General features: G+C 68.6%; 13 protein-coding genes. 8 read left to right on the top strand and 5 right to left on the bottom strand.

From position 1 onward, the window contains the following. Positions 1 to 197 precede the first annotated feature (197 nt). The 3 genes from G6N53_RS06510 (at position 198) to G6N53_RS06500 (ending at position 12643) form a co-directional block, all read left to right on the top strand. A complete protein-coding gene (locus G6N53_RS06510) occupies positions 198 to 11258 on the top strand; it encodes a type I polyketide synthase (RefSeq protein ID WP_163887737.1) in 11061 nt (3686 codons plus the stop codon). An 88-nt stretch (positions 11259 to 11346) separates the two neighbouring features. Beyond that, positions 11347 to 11841, top strand: coding sequence for a TspO/MBR family protein (locus G6N53_RS06505; RefSeq protein ID WP_163887736.1), 495 nt, complete (start codon positions 11347 to 11349; stop codon positions 11839 to 11841). 10 nt (positions 11842 to 11851) lie between these two features. Next, positions 11852 to 12643, top strand: a complete 792-nt coding sequence (locus G6N53_RS06500) for an SDR family oxidoreductase (protein WP_163887735.1) — start codon at positions 11852 to 11854, stop codon at positions 12641 to 12643. Here G6N53_RS06500 and G6N53_RS06495 read toward each other — a convergent pair whose 3' ends face one another. Beyond that, positions 12644 to 13708 (bottom strand): NAD(P)H-dependent amine dehydrogenase family protein, encoded by a 1065-nt coding sequence (locus G6N53_RS06495; protein WP_205390526.1) that lies wholly within the window; start codon positions 13706 to 13708, stop codon positions 12644 to 12646. Positions 13709 to 13983: 275 nt separating this feature from the next. On the opposite strand from G6N53_RS06495, the gene G6N53_RS06490 reads away from it, so the two are divergent. Continuing rightward, complete coding sequence (locus G6N53_RS06490) at positions 13984 to 15819, top strand: acyl-CoA dehydrogenase (RefSeq protein ID WP_163887734.1); 1836 nt, start codon at positions 13984 to 13986, stop codon at positions 15817 to 15819. Between the two features lie 300 nt (positions 15820 to 16119). Here G6N53_RS06490 and G6N53_RS06485 read toward each other — a convergent pair whose 3' ends face one another. Further along, on the bottom strand, positions 16120 to 17046 hold the full coding sequence (locus G6N53_RS06485; RefSeq protein WP_163887733.1) for a TIGR03564 family F420-dependent LLM class oxidoreductase: 927 nt from the start codon (positions 17044 to 17046) through the stop codon (positions 16120 to 16122). Between the two features lie 130 nt (positions 17047 to 17176). Further along, positions 17177 to 18490 carry an acetyl-CoA C-acetyltransferase gene (locus tag G6N53_RS06480; RefSeq protein WP_163887732.1) on the bottom strand — a complete coding sequence of 438 codons (1314 nt, stop codon included), beginning with the start codon at positions 18488 to 18490 and terminating at the stop codon, positions 17177 to 17179. A gap of 160 nt (positions 18491 to 18650) precedes the next feature. Between G6N53_RS06480 and G6N53_RS06475 the strand changes: the two genes are divergently transcribed. Together G6N53_RS06475 and G6N53_RS06470 are read left to right on the top strand one after the other, a co-directional pair. Next, positions 18651 to 20003, top strand: a complete 1353-nt coding sequence (locus tag G6N53_RS06475) for a 3-oxoacyl-ACP reductase (RefSeq protein ID WP_163887731.1) — start codon at positions 18651 to 18653, stop codon at positions 20001 to 20003. A gap of 34 nt (positions 20004 to 20037) precedes the next feature. Further along, a complete protein-coding gene (locus tag G6N53_RS06470; protein ID WP_163887730.1) occupies positions 20038 to 20883 on the top strand; it encodes a MaoC/PaaZ C-terminal domain-containing protein in 846 nt (281 codons plus the stop codon). Positions 20884 to 20923: 40 nt separating this feature from the next. Here G6N53_RS06470 and G6N53_RS06465 read toward each other — a convergent pair whose 3' ends face one another. Both G6N53_RS06465 and G6N53_RS06460 read right to left on the bottom strand, forming a co-directional pair. Continuing rightward, positions 20924 to 21541, bottom strand: a complete 618-nt coding sequence (locus tag G6N53_RS06465) for a TetR/AcrR family transcriptional regulator (protein WP_163887729.1) — start codon at positions 21539 to 21541, stop codon at positions 20924 to 20926. A gap of 54 nt (positions 21542 to 21595) precedes the next feature. Beyond that, entirely contained in the window at positions 21596 to 22798 is a 1203-nt protein-coding gene (locus G6N53_RS06460; protein ID WP_237166437.1) for a glycoside hydrolase family 3 N-terminal domain-containing protein, read from the bottom strand. A gap of 94 nt (positions 22799 to 22892) precedes the next feature. Between G6N53_RS06460 and G6N53_RS06455 the strand changes: the two genes are divergently transcribed. Then, the gene (locus tag G6N53_RS06455) at positions 22893 to 23387 is read left to right on the top strand and encodes a universal stress protein (protein ID WP_163887728.1); all 495 of its coding nucleotides are present in this window, start codon (positions 22893 to 22895) and stop codon (positions 23385 to 23387) included. A 25-nt stretch (positions 23388 to 23412) separates the two neighbouring features. Beyond that, entirely contained in the window at positions 23413 to 23586 is a 174-nt protein-coding gene (locus G6N53_RS06450; protein WP_014813542.1) for a DUF2613 domain-containing protein, read from the top strand. Positions 23587 to 23600: the final 14 nt, after the last annotated feature.

The raw sequence follows: 23600 nt of genomic DNA, 5'->3' as shown, positions 1-23600 counted from the left end.
ACTCGGCCCTCCCCAGTCCTGCCCGTCATGCCGACGCCGGGCCGACAGCACCGCCGACGGCGGGGATCAACATACCCTCGGTTCCGCCGCCGTAGTGCCCGAGGCCGTCGAAGCCCGGCCGGCGAGGGGCCACATGGCACAGGTAGACGTGCAATAGTATCCGTCGACGCTCAATCCTGGCGGGGGGAGGAAGCCACTTGGTATCTGTCGAAGGTCCAACCGAGCCGGCGGCTCGCTTCGCCGTCGTCGGCTATGCGGCGCGGTTCCCGGGCGCCCCGGATGCCGACGAATTCTGGGAGCTGCTGCGCACCGGGCGCGACGCGATCTCGGAGGTGCCCGGGGACCGCTGGGATGCCGACGAGTTCTTCGACGCCGAAGCCGGCGTGGCCGGCAAAGTCGTGACCCGTCGCGCCGGCTTCGTCGACGACGTCGCAGGGTTCGACGCGCCGTTCTTCGGGATGTCGACCCGCGAGGTCCGGTCGATGGATCCGCAGCACCGGCTTTTGCTGGAAATGGCCTGGCGTGCGGTGGAGCACTCCGGCACCGCACCCTCGGCGCTGGCCGGCAGCAACACCGGGGTGTTCGTCGGTCTGGCCACCCACGACTACCTGGGCATGGCCTCCGACGAGCTGACCTACCCCGAGATCGAGGCCTACATGGCCATCGGGACGTCGAACGCCGCCGCCGCAGGACGCATCAGCTATCGGCTGGGGCTGCAGGGGCCCGCGGTCGCCGTCGACACGGCGTGCAGCTCGTCGCTGGTGGCGATCCATCAGGCGTGCCAGGCGCTGCGCCTGGGGGAATGTGACCTCGCGCTGGCCGGCGGAGCGAACGCCCTGCTCACCCCGGCCACCATGATCACCTTCTCCAGCGCGCACATGCTCGCGCCCGACGGCCGGTGCAAGACGTTCGACGCGGCAGCCGACGGCTACGTGCGCGGTGAGGGTTGCGGTGTCATCGTCATCAAGCGCCTCGAGGACGCGATCCGCGACGGCGACCGCATCCGGGCCGTCATCCGTGGCAGCGCGATCAACCAGGACGGCGCATCGGGCGGCTTGACCGTGCCCAATGGTGTTGCGCAGCAACGGGTCATCGCCGATGCTCTGGACCGGGCCGGCCTCGAACCCCGCGACGTCGGATACCTGGAGGCGCACGGCACCGGGACCTCTCTGGGTGATCCGATCGAGGCCCAGGCCGCGGGTGCGGCGTTCGGCGCCGGACGTGAACCCGGTCGGCCGCTGTTGATTGGGTCGGTGAAGACCAACATCGGCCATCTGGAAGCAGCCGCGGGTATCGCCGGTGTCATCAAGGTCATCCTGTCGCTCGAGAACGAGTTGCTCCCCCAGCACCTGCACTTCCAGAACCCGTCACCCCACATCCCCTGGGACCGGCTCGCGGTGCAGGTGGTCGACGAGGCGACCGCCTGGGAACGCAACCGACAGCCGCGCATCGCGGGCATCAGCTCATTCGGTTTCGCCGGGACCAATGCCCACGTCATCCTCGAGGAAGCACCCGAAGACGCCGTGCTGCCCGCTGCAGCACCGGATCCGGACGAGCAGCCCCGGTTCAGCGTTCTTCCGCTGTCGGCGCGGACGCCCACCGCGCTGGTCCAGATCGCCGACCAGTACCGCAGCTGGCTCACCGCGCACCCGGAGGCCACGTTGGCGGACGTGTGCTTCACCGCCGGAGCGGGCCGGGCCCACCTGGAGCACCGCGCCGCGCTGGTTGTCAATTCGCGGGAATCCGCCATCGAGCTACTCGGCGCGCTCGCCGACGACCGCCCGGCGCCCGGACTGGTTCGCGGCGAGTGCTATGAACCACCGAAGACGGCCTGGCTGTTCACCGGTCAAGGCAGCCAGTACCCGGGCATGGCCCGGGAGTTGTTCGAGACCGAGCCGGTGTTCGCCGAGACGCTGAAACGGTGCGCTGCCGCGGTCGCCGAGGTTCTCGACCGGCCCCTGCTGGACGTGATCTTCGACTTGGACAGCCCGGACAACGACGAGACGTTGCGGCAGACCTCCTACGCGCAGCCGGCCCTGTTCGCCGTGGAAATGGGCCTGGCCCGGCTGTGGCAGTCATGGGGCATCGAGCCCGACGTGGTTCTCGGCCACAGCGTGGGCCAGTACACGGCGGCGTGCGTCGCCGAGGTGTTCGGCATCGAGGACGGCGCGCGGTTGATGGCCGAACGCGGCCGGCTCTTCGGCAGCCTGCCTTCGGGTGGTCGGATGGTCGCGGCCTTCGCCGCCGCCGAGATCGTCGAACGCCTGACCGACGAGTTTCCCAGCCTCTCGGTGGCTGCCTACAACGGCGCCAACACCGTATTGTCCGGACCGGCAACGGATCTGGAGAACGCGGTGGCCGCTCTGACGGCCGACGGAGTCCGCTGCGACTGGCTCGACACCAGCCACGCGTTCCACTCGGCGCTGCTGGACCCGATCCTCGACGAGTTCGAATCCTATGCGCAACAGTTCGATTTCCAGCCACCACAACGGATTCTGATCGACAACCGCACCGGCTCCACCCTCGGCAGGAGCGTGCCCCTCGACGCCGCCTACTGGCGCCGCCATGCCCGCCAACCGGTGCAATTCGCCAAGAGCGTGCGCACCCTCGCCGATCTGAACTGCAAACTGCTCCTCGAGATCGGACCGCGACCGGTACTGACCGCCGCCGCCCTCGGCACCTGGCCCGATCAGGCCACCGCCCCGCGGGTGATCGCATCTCTGCGGCCGACCACCGCCGATCACCGACAGATCACCGAAGCCGTGGCCGACGCATACGTTCTGGGCCATCTACCCGACTTCGGCGTACTGGCGCCGGCGCACGCCCGAAAGCTCGACCTGCCCCCCTATCCGTTCGAGCGCCGCCAGTACTGGTTCTCGGACGGCCGGGCAGCAGAGGGCACCGAAGACCGCGATCAGGTCCGCCAACAGCGCCTGGCCGCGCGCACGCAGGCCGTTCGTCTCTTGGAGGACGGCCGGATCTCCGAACTCGCGGCCCTGCTCGACGGTGACGGCGGCGAGCAGCAGACCCTCGATGTGCTGACCAGGCTCGCCGCGCAGCACAACCGGCAACTGACCACCCAGACCATCGCCGAGGACCGCTACGAGATCCGCTGGCAGAGCGCGGCTGCACCGGTTTCCGGCCCGCGGGACAGCCAGGGATCATCCTGGATCCTGGTCGGCGACGACACCGAGGCAGTCCAGTCGCTGGCCGACGTGCTGACGGCGGGCGGCCACCGGTACCGGGTGTGCGGTCTGCCGGTGTCCGACGCCGACGAGGAACAGCTCGCCGCCGCGTTACGTGATGCGGCAGCAGACGATTCGACGTTACGGATCGTGTTCGTCGCAGCCCCCGGTCCGAAGACAGCGCCGACGATGCAGTCCCTGCTGCGGATGCAACACCGGATCCTGGGCGGAACACGACGGCTGTTCCGCGCCGCGGCCGCCGCTGAACTGCGCAGCCCTGTCTGGGTGGTGACCCGTGGCGCGCAGCACGTCACCGACACCGACACCGTGTCCCCGGATCAGAGCTGCCTGTGGGGATTCGGCCGTGCTGCAGCACTCGAGCTTCCGCAGCTTTGGGGCGGGCTCGTCGACCTGGCGCCCAGCGAAACCGGGGCCGACGACTGGTCAGTGGTCGTCGACCGGATCACCACGGCCCAGGATTCGGCCCACCGGGAAGACCAGATGGCGCTGCGGGGGCACGCGGTCCACGTTCCCCGGCTGGTTCGCCGGACGGAGCAACCGAGTGGTGCGCCGATTCCGCTGCGCGACGACGCAACCTACCTCGTGACCGGGGGCCTCGGTTCGGTGGGACTGGAGATCGCCGGGTACCTGGCCGCCAACGGCGCCGGGAATCTGGTGTTGACCAGCCGACGCGCGCCCGGCGAAGCCGCCCAGCAGCGGATCGACTACCTGGTCCGCCAGCACGGCTGCACGGTCCGTGTCGTCGCTGCCGATGTCGCCGACGCTCATGACGTCGCCCGCTTGCTGAGCACCGTGCAGGCCGAACTGCCACCCCTGGCCGGCATCGTCCACGCCGCCGGTGAGATCGGGACCACCGCGCTGAGCAACCTGGAAGACGCCGAACTGGATCGGGTGTTCGCCGGGAAGGTCTGGGGTGCATGGCATCTGAGCGAGGCGGCCGCTGACCTGAAGCTCGACTTCTTCCTCAGCACGTCGTCCATCGCGTCGGTGTGGGGTGGCTACGGCCAGACCGCCTACGGCGCGGCCAACGCATTCCTCGACGGGCTGGCCTGGCGACTGCGCGACAACGGCATCGCCGGGATCAGCGTCAACTTCGGGCCCTGGTCGGCCGGTATGGCCGATGCGGAATCCCGGGCCCGCCTGGACCAGCGAGGCGTCCAGACGTTGACACCTGCAGATGCACTGGCGGGTCTGGCCGAGGCCTTCGCGGACTCCACGGACCACGCGGCGGCGCAGAGCGTGGTGGCGCGGATCGACTGGTCCAGGTTCCTGCCGCTCTACCAGCAGGCGGGCCGGCGGGCATTCTTGGCGGAGCTGGAAGGCGAGCTGCCCACCCAGACAACGGTCGTGACGCCGTCCGGGAAGACCCAGCTGGTCGAGCGACTCACGGCAGCCCCGGTGCAGCAGCGCAGAAAACTGCTGATCGACTACCTGCGCGACGCGGTCGCCGAGGTGACCCGGGTCGATGCCGCGGAGATTCGCGAGGAAGCCGGGTTCTTCGATCTCGGCATGGATTCGCTGATGGCGGTCGAACTGCGGCGCCGTATCGAGCAAGGGGTCGGCAAGGAGATACCGGCCACCCTGGCGATGGACCACCCCCGGCTCTCCGATGTCGCCGACTACCTGCTCGGCGAGGTACTGGGACTCACCGAACAGGGGGCCGCCGACACGCGGCCGCAGTTGGTGTCGGCTGTGACGACCCGCACCGACGAGCCGATCGCGATCGTCGCGGTGTCATGCCGTTTCCCCGGGGCTGCCGACCCGGAAGCGTTCTGGGAGCTGCTGTCCGGGGGTGTCGACGCGATCCGGGAGGTTCCCGAGGATCGCTTCGACATCGACGAGTTCTACGACCCGGATCCCGACGCCCCGGGCAAGATCTACAGCCGCTTCGGCGGATTCCTGGACGGAATCGACGGATTCGATCCGGAGTTCTTCGGTATCTCCCCACGCGAGGCTGTCTGGATCGAACCGCAGCAGCGGCTGATGCTCGAGACCGTCTGGGAGGGTCTGGAGCGCGCCGGGCTGTCCCCGGCGGCGTTGCGCGGCAGCCGAACCGGCATCTTCGTGGGCGTGGCGGCCAACGAGTACGCGCATCTGCTGTCTGCGGAGTCGGTCGACAAGATCGCGCCCCACTTCATCACCGGCAACGCACTGAACGCCATCTCCGGTCGGGTGGCGTTCGCGCTCGGGCTCGAAGGACCGGCCGTCGCGGTCGATACCGCCTGCAGTTCCTCGCTGGTGGCGGTGCACCAGGCCTGCCAGGCACTGCACTCCGGTGACTGCGATCTGGCGCTCGCCGGCGGGGTCAACGTCCTGCTGAGCCCGATCACCACCATCGCCGCCTCCCGAGCCAGGATGCTCTCCCCCGTCGGGCGGTGCAAAACCTTCGACGCATCCGCCGACGGTTACGTGCGCGGTGAAGGCTGCGGGGTTCTCGTCCTCAAGAGGCTCAGCGATGCGCAGCGCGACGGTGATCGGGTCTGCGCGGTCATCCCCGGCAGCGCGGTCAACCAGGACGGCGCGTCCAGCGGTCTGACGGTGCCCAACGGCGGCGCCCAGCAACGGCTCATCAACACCGCGCTGGCGCGGGCCGGTTTGGCAGGCGGGGACGTCGACTACCTCGAGGCCCACGGAACGGGCACCCCGCTGGGTGATCCGATCGAGGCCCAGGCCGCCGCCGCGGCCTACGGCGCCGGCCGTGACGCCGACCGTCCGTTGCTGATGGGATCGGCGAAGACCAACATCGGCCATCTCGAATCCGCTTCCGGCGCCGCCGGTCTGATCAAGGTCGTGCTGTCGCTGCAACACGGGGTGCTGCCGCAGAGCCTGCACTTCGACACACCGTCGCCGCACATCCCGTGGGACACGTTGCCGGTGCGGGTCGTGGGAGAGGCTCTTCCGTGGCAGGCCAACGGCAGGCCGCGGCGTGCCGGGGTCAGCTCATTCGGTTTCACCGGCACCAACGCGCACGTGCTGATCGAGGAGGCGCCGGTGCACCCGGCCGCCCCCACAGCAGACGACGTCGCGGCTCCATCGGATTCCGCCGCCGGCGGTGAGGCCGTCGAGGTGTTGCCGCTGTCCGCCCGGTCCCCGGAGGCGCTGGCGGAGTTGGCGCAGCGCTACGAGTCCTGGTTGGCCGCCAGCCCGGAGGCAGACCTCGCCGCGGTGTGCCGCACGGCAGGGACCGGGCGTTCACATTTCGAGCATCGGGCCGCACTGGTCGTGGATTCGATCCACGGCGCCCGCGAAGGCCTGACCGAGCTGGCTCAGAACCGGATGCGCCCCGGCGTCCTCCGTGGCGAGCACACCGATCGACCCACTACCGCGTGGCTGTTCACCGGGCAGGGCAGCCAGTATCCCGGCATGGCACGCGAGTTGTTCGACGCTGAACCGGTTTTCGCCGAGACAGTGACCCGTTGCGCGGAGGCCGTCGAGGACATCCTGCCGCGTCCGTTGCTGGAGGTGTTGTTCGCCGCCGACCGGGAAACCGGAGAAACGCTGCGGCACACATCGTTTGCACAGCCCGCGCTGTTCGCGATCGAGATGGGGCTGGCGCGGCTGTGGCAGTCGTGGGGCATCGAGCCCGACGTGGTGCTCGGGCACAGCGTGGGCCAGTACGCCGCGGCATGCGTGGCGGGAGTGTTCAGCCTCACCGACGGCGCACGGCTGATGGCCCAGCGCGGCCGAATGTTCGGCAGCCTGCCCGAAGGTGGGCGGATGATGGCGGTCTTCACCGACGCCAAACAGGTCGAAGAGGTCGCCGGTGAATACCCCCGGGTGTCGGTCGGCGCCTACAACGGACCCAACACCGTGCTGTCGGGACCCGGCGAGGATCTGGAACAGATCAGCACCAGGTTCGGTGACGAGGGCATCCGCTGCACCTGGCTGGCCACCAGCCACGCCTTCCATTCCGAACTGCTCGACCCGGTCCTCGACGACTTCGAGTCCTACGCCGCGCAACTGCAGTTCGCCGTGCCCACGCTGCCGCTGGTGTGCAACCGCACCGGCACCGTGCTCGCCGCCCAGACCCCGCTTGACGCCCCGTACTGGCGACGGCATTCGCGTCAACCGGTGCAGTTCGCCGAGAGCATCCGCACCGTGGCGGCCCTGGGATGCTCGGTGCTGATGGAGATCGGTCCGCAGCCGGTGCTGACCGGTGCCGCGGTGCAGGTCTGGCCGGAACACCTGGGCGCACCGCGGGCGATCCCGTCCCTGCGCAAGGGCGTCGGCGACCGGCGCCAGATCACCGAAGCGCTGGCTGCGGCCTACGTCAGCGGCCACCGGCCCGATTTTGCTGCGCTGCATCAGAATCCGCTCCGCAGGCTGGAACTGCCCACCTATCCGTTCCAGCGGCGCCGCTTCTGGCCCAAGACATCCGGCATCGTCGGTTCGGACGGCCACGGCGTCGCCGCCTCCGGAATCCTGGGCAGCGGCAAGGATCTCGCGTCCGGCGACACCGTGTACACCAGCAGACTGTCCGTCAAGTCGCAGCCGTGGCTCTGCGACCACGTCATCTACGGCACCGTCGTCGTCCCCGGGGCGACGTACGCCGCGATGGCACTGGCCGCGGTCGGCACGCCGGCGCGGGTCAAGGACGTGTTCTTCTACGAGCCGATCATCCTGCCCGAGAAGAGTTCCCGGGAGGTGCAGCTGACCCTGCACCCACTGCAGGACGGCGATGGATCGACGTTCCAGGTGCACAGCCGCCTCTACGGCGCCCGGGACGCCGAGTGGTCGCTGAACGCCGACGGCACGGTCATCACCGGCGTCAGCGACGGTGCCGACGGTGCCGACGGGGTCCTCCCGAAGGACGTGGAACCGGTTGACGAAGCCGTGGAGCGCCTGAACCGGATGCGGCCGCAGGAGCTGTTCGAGACCTTCGCCGACATGGAGCTCGCATGGGGACCGACCTGGTCCGGTTCCCTGAAATCGCTGTGGCTCGGTGAGGGTGAAGCGATCGGCGACATCCTCGTGGGTGAGGAACTCGCCGAGCAGCTCGGAACCGAACCGATGCACCCGGTGCTGATGGACCTGTGCACCGGCGTGGCATTCCCGGCGTTCCCGGCCCTGCTCGCCGCCGAGCAAGGCGTCAACGATCTGTTCTTGCCGCTGCGGTACGGGCAGGTGACGCTGCGGGAGAAGATGCCCCGCCGCTTCTACTGCCGTGCGACGTGGCACACCAGCGCACTCGACAGCGAGACCCAGGTCTTCGATCTCGATTTCGTCGACCGGGACGGCCGTCCGCTCGGTGGGATTCGAGAGTTCACCGTCAAACGCGCCCCCCGCGAGGCACTGCTCCGCGGTCTCGGCGGCGACGCCACCCGGCTGCTGTACACGCTCGGCTGGCACGAGGTGCCGCCTCCGGAGTCGAGCGACGACACCGTTGCGAACGGCACCTGGCTGATCGCCGGGTTCGACGAACTCGCCGCCAAGGTCCCGGGCTGCATCCCGTTCGACCGGAACACCGACGGGCAGTTGTTGGGCGAGTTCCTGGTCGCGGCGCAGGAGCGCGGGTTGCCGTTCTCCGGGGTGGTCTGGCGTTGCGCGGCACCGGGCGCCGCGGAATCGGGCACCGGAGCCGCACGCCTGGAGACCGAGATCGCCAACCTGCTCAGCGCGGTGCACACGGTGCAGCGCAGCTCCCAGGACGGCGGCGTGAAACTGCCGAACGGGCTGTGGATCGTCACCGAGGGCGCGGTGGCCTGCGAGTCCGGCGAGCCGGTCGACCCGGTGCAGGCAGCAGTGTGGGGGCTCGGACGCACCACGATCAACGAGGAACCGGCGCTGCGTTGCAGGCTGGTCGACAGCGACGGATCACCGGAGGCGGTGCGTGCACTGGCCGCCATGCTGGCCACCCCGGTCGACGAACCGGAACTCGCGCTGCGCCAAGGCAAGCTGCTGGCCTCGAGGCTGTTGCCGTGGGCGCGCAGCGGTCATCTCACGGTGCCGCGCGGAGGTGACTACGTGCTGGCGCCCACCGAACGCGGCGCCATCGACAACCTCCGTCTGACGGAGACGGACGTGCCGCCCCCCGACGAGGGCTACGTGCAGGTCCGGGTGGAGGCCGCAGGCCTGAACTTCCGGGACGTGCTCAACGTCCTCGGCCTCTATCCGGGCGATCCCGGACCGATCGGCGGTGACTTCGCCGGTGTGGTCACCCAGTTGGGCAGCGGTGTCAGCGATCTCGAGCTCGGTCAACGTGTCTACGGCTTCATGCAGGGCGCGTTCTCCAGCCGGTTCAACGTCCCGGCGCAGCTGGTGGCGCCGATTCCCGACGGCATCGGCCCGGTCGAGGCGGCCACCATTCCCGCTGCGGCGCTGACGGTCCGGCTCGCGTTCGACTGGGCTCAGGTGCAGCCCGGCGACCGGGTGCTCATCCACGCCGCCAGCGGCGGGGTGGGGCTTGCCGCGATCCAGATGGCCCAGCAGCAGGGTGCCGTGGTGTTCGCGACCGCGAGCACCTACAAGCGCGCGACGCTGCAGAAGATGGGCGTGAAGTACGTCTACGACTCGCGCACCACGGAGTTCGCCGACCAGATCCTGGTGGACACCGGCGGTTCGGGTGTCGATGTGGTGCTCAACAGCCTGACCAACGAGGGGTTCGTCGAAGCGACCGTGCGCGCCACCGCCCAGAACGGCCGGTTCGCCGAGATCGCCAAACGTGACATCTGGACGACCGAGCAGATGGCCGCGGCCCGCCCGGACATCTCCTACGAGATCGTCGCGCTGGACGTCACCACGCTGCAGCGGCCCGACGAGATCAAGCGGTTGCTCACAGAGGTGTCCGACGGGCTGGCGCGTGGTGAGTGGAAACCGCTGACCGCCGAGATCTATCCGCTGACCGAGGCGCGGGCGGCGTTCCGCCGCATGCAACAGGCCCGGCACATCGGCAAGATCGTGCTGCAGATGCCGAACCCGTTGCAGCCGCGGGGCGATCGCAGCTATCTGATCACCGGCGGGCTCGGTGCCATCGGTCTGCACACGGCGTCGTACCTGGCTCAACTCGGCGCCGGAGACATCGTGTTGACCAGCAGGCGCGCGCCGGATGCGGACACGCAGCACACGATCGACGAGATCGCCGAACGCTACAAGTGCCGCATTCACACCCATCTGGCCGATGTCGGTGACGAGACCGAGGTCGAAGATCTGCTGCAGCGAATCCGCGCAGAACTGCCGCCGCTGGCCGGGGTGGCACATCTGGCCGGCGTGCTCGATGACGCGTTGCTGTCCCAGCAGAGCCTGGAGCGGTTCCGGACGACACTGGCGCCCAAGGCATTCGGAGCCTGCCACCTCGACCGGTTGACTGCAGGCGACGATCTGGACTTCTTCATCGTGTCCTCGTCGGTGTCCAGCATGTTCGGTTCACCGGGTCAGGCCAACTACGCCACCGCCAACGCGCTGCTCGACGGCCTGATCGCGCACCGACGGGCGCAGGGACTGCCGGCCACCGGGATCAACTTCGGTCCGTGGGCTGCGGGCGGCATGGCTTCTTCGGAGGCCGCGCGCAACAACCTCAACGCGCAAGGCCTGGTGGCGCTGGAGCCGTCGGCGGCACTGAGCGCCCTCGCCGAGGTCGTCGCCAACGGCACCGGGCAGGCCGCCGTCATCAAGGCCAACTGGCAGCGCGCGGCCAAGCTGCTGGGCGCCGTGCGGCCACCGATTCTCGATCTGGTGTTGCCCAGCGCGGTCGGTGAGGTCACCGGAGACAGTGAGTTGCTCCGGCAGCTGCAGGAGATCCCGGTGCCGCAGCGCGCCGGCTTCGTGACCGAGTTCCTGCAACGCGAGGTGCAGAACTTTCTTCGGCTGGCGCAACCGCCCGCAGCCACCAGCCGATTCCTGGACCTCGGTACGGACTCACTGATGGCGATCGAACTCCGCAACCGGTTGCACAGCCAGTTCGGCGGCGCGTTCACGATCAACGCGACCGCGGTGTTCGACTATCCGACCATCGGCGGGCTCGCCGAGTACCTGGTGGGGCAGCTGCCGGATGCCGAAGCGCAGCCCGAGCAGGCGCCTCCCGTCGCGGCGCCCGAACCCGAGCCCGAGCCCTGAGCGACGCGCCCTGCGGGGCCGAGGATCTCCGCGATTGTCACCGAATCGCCAGATTCGGTGACTCCCTGCTGCGGTAGCCTCGCCGACCATGGTGGCTGATTCACAAGTACTCCGCCCGAAATCACTGCTTGCGTTGGCCATCTCGATCGTCGCGGTCGCCGTGGCAGCGGGGATCGGCGGTCTGGCCTCGAGCAACGCCGCCCAGGACTACAGCCGGCTCGAGCAACCGTCGTGGGCGCCCCCCGCCTGGTTGTTCGGACCTGCCTGGACCACGCTCTACATATTGATGGCCGTTGCTGCGTGGCTGGTCTGGCGCAGCGGGCCGTGGCCCGAACCTAGGCGGGCGCTGGCGTTCTACGCCGCCCAACTCGTGCTCAATGCGGCGTGGACTCCGTTGTTCTTCGGTCTGGGCTGGCGCGGGATCGCGTTTGCCGAACTCAGTGTGCTGTTGATACTGCTGGTCGCGACGGTGGTGCTGTTCTGGCGTCACAACCGGATCGCGGCAGCACTGCTGGTGCCGTATCTGGCCTGGTCGACGTTCGCTCTGTGTCTGAACTTTGCCGTCTGGCAGCTGAACAACTGAGGAGAAGCGCATGCAGAAGACGGTGTTCATCACCGGGGCCGCAACGGGTATCGGCCGGGCCACCGCCCTGTTGTTCGCCGGACGCGGCTACCACGTGGGCGGCTATGACATCGATGAAACGGGGTTGCAGGTGCTGGCCGCCGACATCGCCGCAGTCGGTGGTACGGGCGTTGTCGGGCACCTCGACGTCACCGACGCCGACGAGGTGTCCCAGAGGCTGTCCGAGTTCGTCGCGGGCACCGGCGGACGGCTCGACGTGATGATCAACAACGCAGGCCTGCTCAACGCCGGGCACTTCGAGGAGATCCCCGTCGCGGTGCACCACCGAGAGATCGACGTCAACATCAAAGGCGTGGTCAACGGCCTGCACGGAGCGTTTCCCCACCTCAAGACGACGCCGGGGGCGGTGGTGGTCAACCTCGCGTCGGCCTCGGCGATCTACGGCCAGGCCGAACTGGCCAACTACAGCGCCACCAAGTTCTTCGTCAGGGCCATCACCGAGGCGCTCAACCTCGAATGGGGTGACCACGACATCCGCGTCATCGACATGTGGCCGCTGTACGTGCAGACGGCGATGACCCGCGACGTGACGACCGGAACCACCACCTCGTTGGGTATCCGGCTCAGCGCCCAGGACATCGCCGAGGACATCGTGGCCGCCGTGGAGCCGACGTTGCCGCGGCGAATGATCCGCCAGGTGCACTTCGCGGTCGGAACTCAGGCCAAGGCGCTGGCGCTGGGAGCCCGCTTCTCGCCCGCGTGGCTCACCCGGCTGGTCAACAAGCGCCTCGCGGGACGGTAGTCAGTCGGCCGACCACCGCGTCGCCTCCATCTCCGGTGGCAGCGGCGGATGCAGCGGCACGTCGAGTCCGTCGTAGATCCCCGGCTTCTGGGTGGCCAGCCAGCTGATCGCGCCGAGCAGTCGGTTGGCGGCGGTGGTGTTGCCACCGTCGGCGCGGGTGCCGCCGGGGACGTCGGCCCGGCTCACGAGCGTCAGTTGCGGGTCGCCGTCGATGATCACCCGGTGGTCGCCGACGCCTCCCCGATCTGCGTCGTCGGGGTAGGGCCAATCGGGTGCGCAGGATTCATGGATCCGGGTGATGTGGTCGATGACGATGCGTTCGCGTCCACCGGACCACCCGATCACCTTGAGCCAGAAGGCGCCCTGGGTGCCCTTGTCGAACCGGCCCATCACGGTGTCGACGGACTCTTCGAGCGGGCGGCGCTGCACGTCCTCGGTGATCTCGTCGATCTCCAGCCCGAGGCCACGGCCGATGAGCCGCAGGTTGCCGCCCCAGACCATCGTCGGGATGGACGGCAACAGCATCATCGGGAGCTCGTCCATCGAACCGCCGAAACCACACGACACCTTCACCGCGTAGGGCTGGTCATAAGTGGAGTAGTCGAAGATCTCCTGGCAGTGGATCGATTTGATCCTGGTACACAATCCCGCGGCGGTCACCGCCAGCGCGTCGTTGCCCCAACCCGGGTCCACCCCGCTGACCAGCAACGTCACCCCGCCCTCCTCGGCGGCAGCGGTGAGGCGCTGCACCCATTCAGGCGGCGCGGAGCGCGGGTCGTACATCGAGTACAGCGACGGGGTGACGACGTGCGAGCCGGCACGCAGGCACCGTTCGATGTCGGCGACGGCCTCCTCCGGGCGGATGTCACCGGAGGCCATGTAGGCGACGGCGTCACAGTCGTTCAGGACCGCATCGATGTCGGTGGACGCGACGATCCCGGTGCCACCCTCCAGACCGGCGAGGGCAGCAGCGTCGACACCGGCCTTGTCCTGCGACGACGTGATGACACCCGTCAACCGGAGCCCGGGAAAGGCCGTCAACGACCGGATCGAGGTCGCGCCCATATTGCCTGTCCCCCACACCGCGACCCCGATTGCCTGCATCAGGCCACCCTATCGGGACGGACGTGACCATCATCACAGCAATGAATAATTGCAGCTCAAGACCCGAAAATGCGGCGGATGGGGCGCCCGCCCAACTGCCGGGTCGGGTGAGGGCCGGAAATTGCTCACAGTCGCTTTGCGTTGAAGTTACCGAGCGGTATAGTCGGACACAGTTACTGGTGGGTAACTTAGCCGAAGTACCCAACCGCATGTGGCGTTCTCATCGAGGAGGAATAGTGGGCCACTACAAGAGCAATGTCCGTGACCAGGTATTCAACCTGTTCGAGGTCCTCGGAGTCGACAAGGCGTTCGGTCAAGGCGAGTACGCCGACCTGGATACCGACACCGTGGTCGAGATGCTGGGCGAGATGGCCAAGCTGGCCGAGGGCCCGGTGGCGGAGTCGTTCGCCGAGGGCGACCGCAACCCGCCGGTGTTCGATCCCCAGACCCACAGCGTGAAGCTGCCCGAGGCCTTCAAGAAGTCGGTGCGCGCCGTGACCGACGGCGGCTGGGACAAGCTCACGATCGGCGAGGAGCTCGGCGGCATGCCGATGCCGAGCGCGCTGTCCTGGGCACTGCAGGAGCACATCCTCGGCGCCAACCCCGCGGTGTACATGTACGCGATGGGCGCCGGATTCGCCGGAATCTTCCACAACCTCGGCACCGAGGAGCAGAAGAAGTGGGCCGTGCTGGCCGCCGAACGCGGCTGGGGCTCGACGATGGTGCTCACCGAGCCGGACGCCGGCTCCGACGTCGGCGCCGGCCGCACGAAGGCCGTCCAGCAGCCCGACGGCACCTGGCACATCGACGGCGTGAAGCGCTTCATCACGTCGGCCGATTCCGACGACCTGTTCGAGAACATCATGCATCTGGTGCTGGCCCGCCCGGAAGGCGCCGGCCCGGGCACCAAGGGGCTGTCGCTGTTCTTCGTACCGAAGTTCCTCTTCGACCCCGAAACCGGCGAGCCGGGTGAGCGCAACGGCGTGTTCGTCACGAACGTCGAGCACAAGATGGGCCTGAAGATCTCCACGACGTGCGAGCTCTCGCTCGGCCAGCACGGCGTTCCGGCCAAGGGCTGGCTCGTGGGCGAGGTGCACGACGGCATCGCCCAGATGTTCGACGTCATCGAACAGGCCCGGATGATGGTGGGCACCAAGGCCATCGCCACGCTGTCCACCGGCTACCTCAACGCACTGGAGTACGCCAAGGAGCGGGTGCAGGGCGCCGACCTGACCCAGATGACCGACAAGACCGCGCCCAGGGTGACCATCACGCACCACCCGGACGTGCGTCGCTCGCTGATGACCCAGAAGGCCTACGCCGAGGGCCTGCGTGCGCTGTACCTGTTCACCGCGACCCATCAGGACGCGGCGGTGGCCAAGGAACTGCACGGCATCGAGCCGGAGCTGGCGGTCAAGGTCAACGACCTGCTGCTCCCGATCGTCAAGGGCGTGGGCTCAGAGCAGGCGTACGCCAAGCTCACCGAGAGCCTGCAGACCTTCGGCGGTTCCGGATTCCTACAGGACTACCCGATCGAGCAGTACATCCGCGACGCCAAGATCGACTCGCTCTACGAGGGCACCACCGCCATCCAGGCGCAGGACTTCTTCTTCCGCAAGATCGTCCGTGACAAGGGTGTCGCCCTGGCGCACGTCGCCGGCCAGATCGAGCAGTTTGTCAAGGCCGAGGCCGGCAACGGCCGCCTCAAGGCAGAGCGTGCCCTGCTGGCGACCGCGCTGGAAGACGTCCAGGGCATGACCGCCACCCTGACCGGCTACCTGATGGCCTCGCAGGAGGATCCGCAGAGCATCTACAAGGTGGGTCTGGGATCGGTGCGCTTCCTGATGAGCGTCGGCGATCTGGTCATCGGCTGGCTGCTGCAGCAGCAGGCGGCGGTGGCGATCGAGAAGCTCGACGCCGGGGCCACCGGCGACGACCGCGCCTTCTACGAGGGCAAGGTCGCTGTGGCGTCGTTCTTCGCGAAGAACTTCCTGCCGCTGCTCACCAGCACCCGGTCGATCGTGGACAACCTCGACAACGAGGTCATGGAGCTGGACGAAGCCGCCTTCTAGGCTCGTCGCCGCACACAAGACGCCCCCGGACTCTTCCCGGGGGCGTCTTGCATTGGGGGCCCGTCGGGCCGGCGAGCAGACGCAAACTTGCGCCGATTGCGGGTGAAGCACACGACTTTGCGTCTGCTCGCGGGCTGAACCCGGGCATAAGGGCGGGTTCGGGAGGACTATTGGGTGCGTTTTCTTCGTCTCACGCGGCCGACTCTCATCCCTTGCCGACTCTTTGGATCAGTCACTCCCGAACCCGTCGTGGAACCGATGCTACGCCTGTGAGTGACGTCACACCAGCCCGTTTTTCGGTCAGCTCTCCTTGGTACGAATCAGCGCACGGGTGCGTGCACGGCCTTCGGCGGACTCGTCGAACGGGGCCCCGACGAACTCGTCGACGCCGGCCGCGGCCAACTCGTCCAGGCGCTGCGAAACCGTCTGCTCGTCACCGATGATCGCCGCGTCCTCCGGCCCCGCGTAGCCCTCGCGGTCCAGCATCGCACGGTAGGACGGCAGCGTGCCGTACATCGCGAACTGCTCGGACGCTTGGCGACGCGCGGCATCGACGTCGTCGGTGACGGCCACCGGAAGAGCCGCGACGACCCGCACCGCGCTCTCCGGCCGGCCCGCGTCGGCCGCGGCCTGGCGCAGCGTCGGGCTGACGTGGTCGCCGAGAGTGGCGGGGCCCGTCATCCAGGTGCAGGTGCCCGACGTGCGGCGACCCGCCAGGCGCAACAGCTGCGGCCCCAGCGCGGCGATGTACACGTCCGGACGAGGGGCACCGGGAATCATCAGCGCGCCGCGGGTGGTGACCGTCTCCCCCACCGCGTCGGCGGGCTCGCCGGCCAGCAGCGGAAGCAACCCGTCGAGGTACTCGTTGAGGCGGCGCACCGGCTTGTCCCAGGGGATTCCCCACATGCCCTCGGTGACGGCTGCGTGGGTCATGCCGAGACCCAGCACGAACCGGCCACCCGAGGCCAGGCTGACGGTCAGCGCGCGCTGCGCCATCTGCATCGGGTGCTGGTTCTGGATCGGCACGACACCGCTGGCGACCTCGATGCCGTCGACCTCCCGCAGCGCCACCGCGAGCACGGCGAGCAGGTCGGGCTCGAACGGAAGTTGGCTCATCCAGACCCTGCCGAAACCCTCGTCGCGCAGTTGCGCGAGGTTGGTGATGGTGGCGTCGATCGGTGAGCCGGACCCGGCACCGCTGAGCTGTCCGAACATGCTGATCTGCATGCGCTGAACTGTAGTGCCGAAAGTAAGAGCCCCGTGTTGCCGTCGGGTCGGGGGGTCAGACGGCAACACGGAGCTATCCCATGTATCGATCCCTCACCGGCGGGCGTTACAGCCCGGGCGAGGTTTTTTCTCAGGCCTCCAGGATGGCCGTCACACCCTGCCCACCTGCGGCGCAGACCGAGATGAGGCCGCGCACGGGGCGCCCCGTCGCCCCAGAGGACTGAGCCTTCTTCTCCGCCAGCTGCTTGGCCAGCTGGGCCAGGATCCGGCCGCCGGTCGCGGCGAACGGGTGCCCGGCGGCCAGCGACGAGCCGTTGACGTTGAGATTGGACCGGTCGATGGCGCCGAGTGCGCCGTCCAGACCGAGGCGCTCCTTGCAGTACTCGTCGGACTCCCACGCGGCCAGCGTTGCCAGCACCACCGACGCGAACGCCTCGTGGATCTCGTAGAAGTCGAAATCCTGCAGCGACAACCCGTTGCGGGCCAGTAGCCGCGGCACCGCGTACGTCGGCGCCATCAGCAGCCCGTCCGGGCCGTTGACGTAGTCCACCGCCGCGGTCTCGCCATCGACGAAGTAGGCCAGGACCGGAATCGACCGCGCGGAGGCCCACTCCTCGCTGGCCAGCAGCGCCACCGAGGCGCCGTCGGTCAGCGGTGTCGAGTTGCCGGCCGTCATGGTCGCATCGCCGTCGCGCACGCCGAACACCGGCTTGAGTTTCGCCAGCTTCTCGGGCGAGGAGTCGGCGCGCAGGTTGTTGTCGCGGTAGACCCCGAGGAACGGGGTGACCAGATCGTCGAAGAAGCCGCGGTCGTAGGCGGCGGCCATGTTGTTGTGGCTGGCGGCGGCGAGTTCGTCCTGGTCGACGCGCTTGACGCCCATCTCTTTTGCGGTGACGGCTGCGTGCTCGCCCATCGACATGCCGGTGCGCGGCTCGCTGTTGACCGGGATCTCCACACCGAGCGAGGCAGGCAGCTTGCCCACCAGCTTGAGGCGATCCACGTTGGACTTGGCCCGGCGCAGCCCGAGCAGCACCTTCCGGAGGTCGTCGCCGAACGCGATCGGTGCGTCCGAGGCGGTGTCCACCCCGCCTGCCGCCGCGACTTCGTAACGTCCCAGCGCGATGCCGTCAGCAGCGGCGATGGCGGCCTGCAGGCCGGTGCCGCACGCCTGCTGCAGATCGATCGCCGGCGTGTAGGACGACAACGCGCTGCCGAGCACGCACTCGCGCATCAGGTTGAAGTCGCGGCTGTGCTTGAGCACCGCTCCGCCGATGACCGCGTCGAGCTTTTCGCCCTCGAGGGAGAACCGGTCGACCAGACCGTCGAGCACCGCGGTGAACATGTCCTGGTTGGACGCGTTCGCATACGCGCCGTCCGAGCGCGCGAACGGGATCCGGTTGCCTCCGAGAACTGCTACCCGGCGGGTTGATTTGTTGTCGGCCACATCTGCCTCCCGGCGTCGCGAGGATCGTTGGGGTGTCGAGGGTCATACTACCCACCGTTCTTACTCTGGAGTAAGTTCGTGATCAGCACAACAGTGGGTACCCCGCAACAGACCAACTTCAAATCGAAGACGTACCTCAGATTTTCCGAAAGGCAGCGCTGTGGCTTCCGACCTCCTCTCACAAGTCGTCAACTCCGGGCCGGGAGGGTTCCTGGCCAAACAACTCGGCGTCCCGCAGCCCGAACCGCTGCGCCGGTACCGCCCGGGCCAGTCGCCCCTGGACGGCTCCCTGCTGATCGGCGGTGACGGCCGCGTGGTGGAACCGCTGCGCGCGGCGCTGGCCGACGACTACGACGTCGTGGCCAACAACCTCGGCGGACGCTGGGCCGATTCGTTCGGCGGTCTGGTCTTCGACGCCACCGGGATCACCGAACCCGAGGGCCTCAAGGGGCTCTACGAGTTCTTCACCCCGCTGCTCCGCAACCTGGGCCATTCGGGCCGCGTCGTTGTCATCGGCACCACCCCCGAGGACATCGACAACGTGCACGAGCGGACAGCACAGCGCGCGCTCGAAGGGTTCACCCGCTCCCTGGGCAAGGAGTTGCGCAACGGCTCCACCGCGGCGCTGGTCTACCTCTCCCCCGACGCCAAGCCCGCCGCGACCGGCCTGGAGTCCACGCTGCGGTTCATCCTGTCGGCGAAGTCGGCCTACGTCGACGCCCAGGTGTTCCGCGTCGGCGCAGCCGACTCCACCCCTCCGGCGGACTGGGACAAGCCGCTGGACGGCAAGGTCGCGGTGGTCACCGGCGCCGCCCGCGGCATCGGCGCGACGATCGCCGAGGTGTTCGCCCGCGACGGGGCGAAGGTGATCGCGGTCGACATGGAGGGGGCGGCCGAGGAGCTCGCCGAAGTCGCGACCAAGGTGAGCGGAACCGCGCTCACCCTCGACGTCACCGCCGCCGATGCCGTCGACCGCATCACCGAGCATGTCCGCGAGCACTACGACGGCCGGCTCGACATCCTGGTCAACAATGCGGGCATCACCCGCGACAAGCTGCTCGCCAACATGGACGAAGGCCGCTGGGACTCCGTCATTGCGGTGAATCTCCTTGCACCGCTGCGGCTTGCCGAAGGCCTGGTGGGCAACGGGGTCATCGGTGAGGGCGGCAGGATCGTCGGGCTGTCCTCGATGGCGGGCATCGCCGGAAACCGCGGCCAGACCAACTACGCCGCGACGAAGGCGGGCATGATCGGGCTCACCGACGCGTTGGCGCCGCAGTTCGCCGAGAAGAACATCACCATCAACGCGATCGCGCCGGGGTTCATCGAGACCAAGATGACCGACGCCATCCCCCTGGCGACCCGCGAGGTCGGCAGGAGGCTGAACTCGCTGTTCCAGGGCGGTCAGCCGGTCGACGTCGCCGAGGCCATCGCCTACTTCGCCAGCCCGGCGTCGAACGCGGTCACCGGCAACACCATCCGGGTGTGCGGCCAGGCGATGTTGGGGGCGTGACGGTGAGAGAAGCTTGCGAAGCGAATCGAGGATCATGACCGAGCAGCCGTCGGGCTTGAGGAACATGCTGCGTGCCGCTGCGGGCGCGTTGCCGTTCGTGCCCCGCGACGACACCCTCCCCGGCCGCACCCTGACCGTCGCCGAGTTGCCCATCGACCCGGCCAACGTCGCGGAATACGCCAACGTCACCGGGCTGCGGTTCGGCGACACCGTGCCGCTGACCTATCCGTTCGCGTTGACGTTCCCGACGGTGATGTCGCTGGTGACCGGTTTCGACTTCCCGTTCGCCGCAATGGGTTCGGTGCATCTGGAGAACCACATCACCCAGTACCGGCCGATCTCGGTCACCGACACCGTCGGGGTGTCGGTGCATGCCGAGAACCTGCGTGAGCATCGCAAGGGTCTGCTGGTCGACATCGTCACCGACGTCAATGTCGGCAACGACACCGCGTGGCACCAGGTGACGACGTTCCTGCACCAACAGCGGACCAGCCTGTCGGACGAGCCCAAGGCACCGCCGCAGAAACAGCCGAAGCCGGGGCCGCCGAACGCGGTGCTACGCATCACGCCCGGCCAGATCCGCCACTACGCGTCGGTCGGCGGCGACCACAACCCGATCCACACGAACGCCGTCGCCGCGAAGCTGTTCGGGTTCCCCACGGTGATCGCCCACGGCATGTTCAGCGCGGCCGCCGTGCTGGCCAACATCGAGGGTCGGCTACCGGACGCGGTGCGCTATTCGGTGCGGTTCGCCAAACCCGTCGTGCTGCCCGCGCGGGCCGGCCTGTACGTCGACCGTCACGGCGAGGGCTGGGAACTGACGCTGCGGCACCTCACGAAGGGACACCCGCACCTCACCGGGTCGTTGACGCCGGCCTGACGCTCGCTAGTGGGACGCGCCCCGCTAGTGGGACGCCCCGCTAGTGGGACGCGACGGCATCTTTGTCTGACGGGGCCCCCTTGAGGCCCAGCCAGAACAGGTCGATCAGCAGTTTGGCTGCTTCGTCGGCGTCGGCGTCACCCGTGCTGACCCGGGAGGCCACCGCCTCACCCGCGCCCACCAGCGCGACCGCCATCATGTCGAAATCGGTGTCCGGTCCCGGAGACCGGGTGCCGGACCGCAGCAGCCGACCGACGAGCTCGATGATGCGTTCGCGGCCCTCCCGCACGGTGTGGGCGAACCGCTGCGAGCTGGTGGCCTGGGTGTAGAGCACCATCCAGGAAGCGCGGTGGGTGTCGATGTACTTCAGGAACGACAGAACGGCGGAGCGCAACAACTCCTTCGGCGCATCGTCGAAGTCGATGTTGGTGCGCACCTCGTCGACGAACCGGGTCAGCTCCCGGTCCAGGCAGGCGCCGAAGAGTTCCTCTTTCGAGCCGTAGTACAGGTACAACATCGGCTTGCTGATCTGCGCCTCGGCCGCGATCGCGTCCATGGAGGTCTCGTGATAGCCGTTCACCGAGAACATCTGCACGGCTGCGTCGAGCATCTGCTGCTCGCGGACGGCACGCGGTAACCGCTTGGTACCACCTGCCATGGGTCAGCCTTCCTGCGACGTGTTCTCACCACAGGGTAAGCAATGCCGTGCCGATCAGCCGCCGCAGTGCGGCGACGGACCTTTGACCGCCGCGATCCGCGTCACCGCGGCGTCCACCCCCGACATCGTCAGCTCCCCGGCCGCCACCGCCTTCTCCAGGCGGTCCAGCACGGCGGGGACCTCGCGGGTGGTCACCCACAACGCGACGTCCGCGCCGGCCTGAAGCGAGCGCAGGACCGCGTCGGCGACCCCGAACCGGTCGGTGATCGCCCGCATGCTGGACAGGTCGTCGGTGAAGACCAGGCCGTTGAACGGCGGACCGCCGTAGTCGCCGGAGCGCAGCAGCGCGTAGGCGGCGGGGCTCAGGCTGGCCGGTTCGCTGCCGGTCAGGCCCGGGACCTCCATGTGACCGACCATGACGCCGACGGGCGCCTCTGCGGTGAGCGTCCGGTACGGCACCAGGTCGTTGGCCTGCAGCGTCTCCAGGGGCGGGGTGACGACGCTGCCCTCGTGGGAGTCGCCTGACGCCTGCCCGTGCCCCGGGAAGTGCTTGAGCACCGGCAGCAGCCCGGCGTCGCGCAGCCCGCGGGCGTACGCGCCCGCGTAGTCGGTGACCGTGGTGGGATCCGATCCAAACGACCGGTCGCCGATCACGGTGCTGGCCGGGGCGTCGGTGAGGTCGACGACCGGCGCGAAGTCGATGGTGATCCCGAGGTTGCGCATCTGCTGACCGCGGTCGAGTGCGGTGGCGTACACCTCCTCGGGGCTACTGGTCTGGGCCAGCACCCGCGGTGCGGGCTGGGAACCGATCACGCTGGACAGCCGCGAGACGCGGCCCCCCTCCTCGTCGACGCTCACCGCCAACGGCAGTGGGGTGGCCGTCGCGGCGATGTCGGTCAGGGAACCGTCCGAGAGCATGGACAGGTCGGTCCAGCTGCCGATCATGATGCCGCCGACGTGATGGGTGTCGACGACCGCGCGGGCGTCGGCGGCCCCGGTCACCCCGACCATCAGGAGCTGGGCCAGCTTGTCGCGCGTCGACATCGCAGCCGGATCCCCGCAGGCCGGCGCGGCCGGGACGGGCGCGGCGGGCGGCGGGGCGTTGTTCGGGACCGGGCCGGCAGCCATCGCCAGCGGCGCGCTGGATGGTGCTGCGGCCTGGTCGTCGGCCGACGTGCAGCCCGCGGCGAGCGCAACCGTCGCCACCACCGCCAGCAGGGCACCGGGGGCTGTCCATCGAGTTCGGGGGATGACCATGCGTCCCGAGACTAATGGCAGCCGCGGTCGCGGCGTTAGCCCCGCCCGTCTCAATAAGGTGGTGGGTGATCCCACGGAACCACAGGAGCAGACGATGTCGAGTGCGGGAGCCGGTCAGCTGGCCGGGGAGAACAAGACCGTGATCGTCGTCGCATACGACGGCTCGCCCACGGCACAACGTGCCGTCCACCATGCGAGCCGGTTCCTCAACGCCGACCGCGCGGTCATCCTGACCGTCTGGTCCCCGCTGGACAGGGGGTCCGACCCGCTGTCCTACGACCTCGACGGCCCACCCGACCCGGTCGACACCGGCGAAGTGGACATCGCGCTGGCGGAGGCGCAGCGCATCAACGACGAGGGCCTCGAGCTGGCGCTGGCGATCGGGCTGCCCGCCGAGCCGCTGTGTCTCGCCGAGACGTCCACGACCTGGGAGACGATCATCGCCGCGGCCGACGATCTCGACGCCGACCTGATCGTCACCGGGACCCGCGCGATCACCGGTCTGCGGTCGTTGATCCAGTCCAGCGTGGCCGATCAAGTGCTACGTAAGGGGCATCATCCGGTGCTGATCGTGCCACCGGGGCCGTGATGCGGCACGTGCTAGTTTGAGGCTCATGGATCGGTTTCTCGTGCCTGCGGCCGCCAGCATCGTCGTCGGCCTGCTGCTCGGCGCGGCTGCCGTGTTCGGGGTGACGCTGATGGTGCAGCAGGACACCAAGCCTCCGCTGCAGGCGGGCGATCCGGCGTCGTCGGTTCTCAACAGGGTCGAGTACGGCGACAGAAGTTAGATCCCGGCTCGCCA

Origin of the sequence: Mycolicibacterium hippocampi (assembly GCF_010723735.1) — a bacterium.
Classification (GTDB): domain Bacteria; phylum Actinomycetota; class Actinomycetes; order Mycobacteriales; family Mycobacteriaceae; genus Mycobacterium; species Mycobacterium hippocampi.
This window is presented reverse-complemented; position numbering and strand designations above follow the sequence as displayed.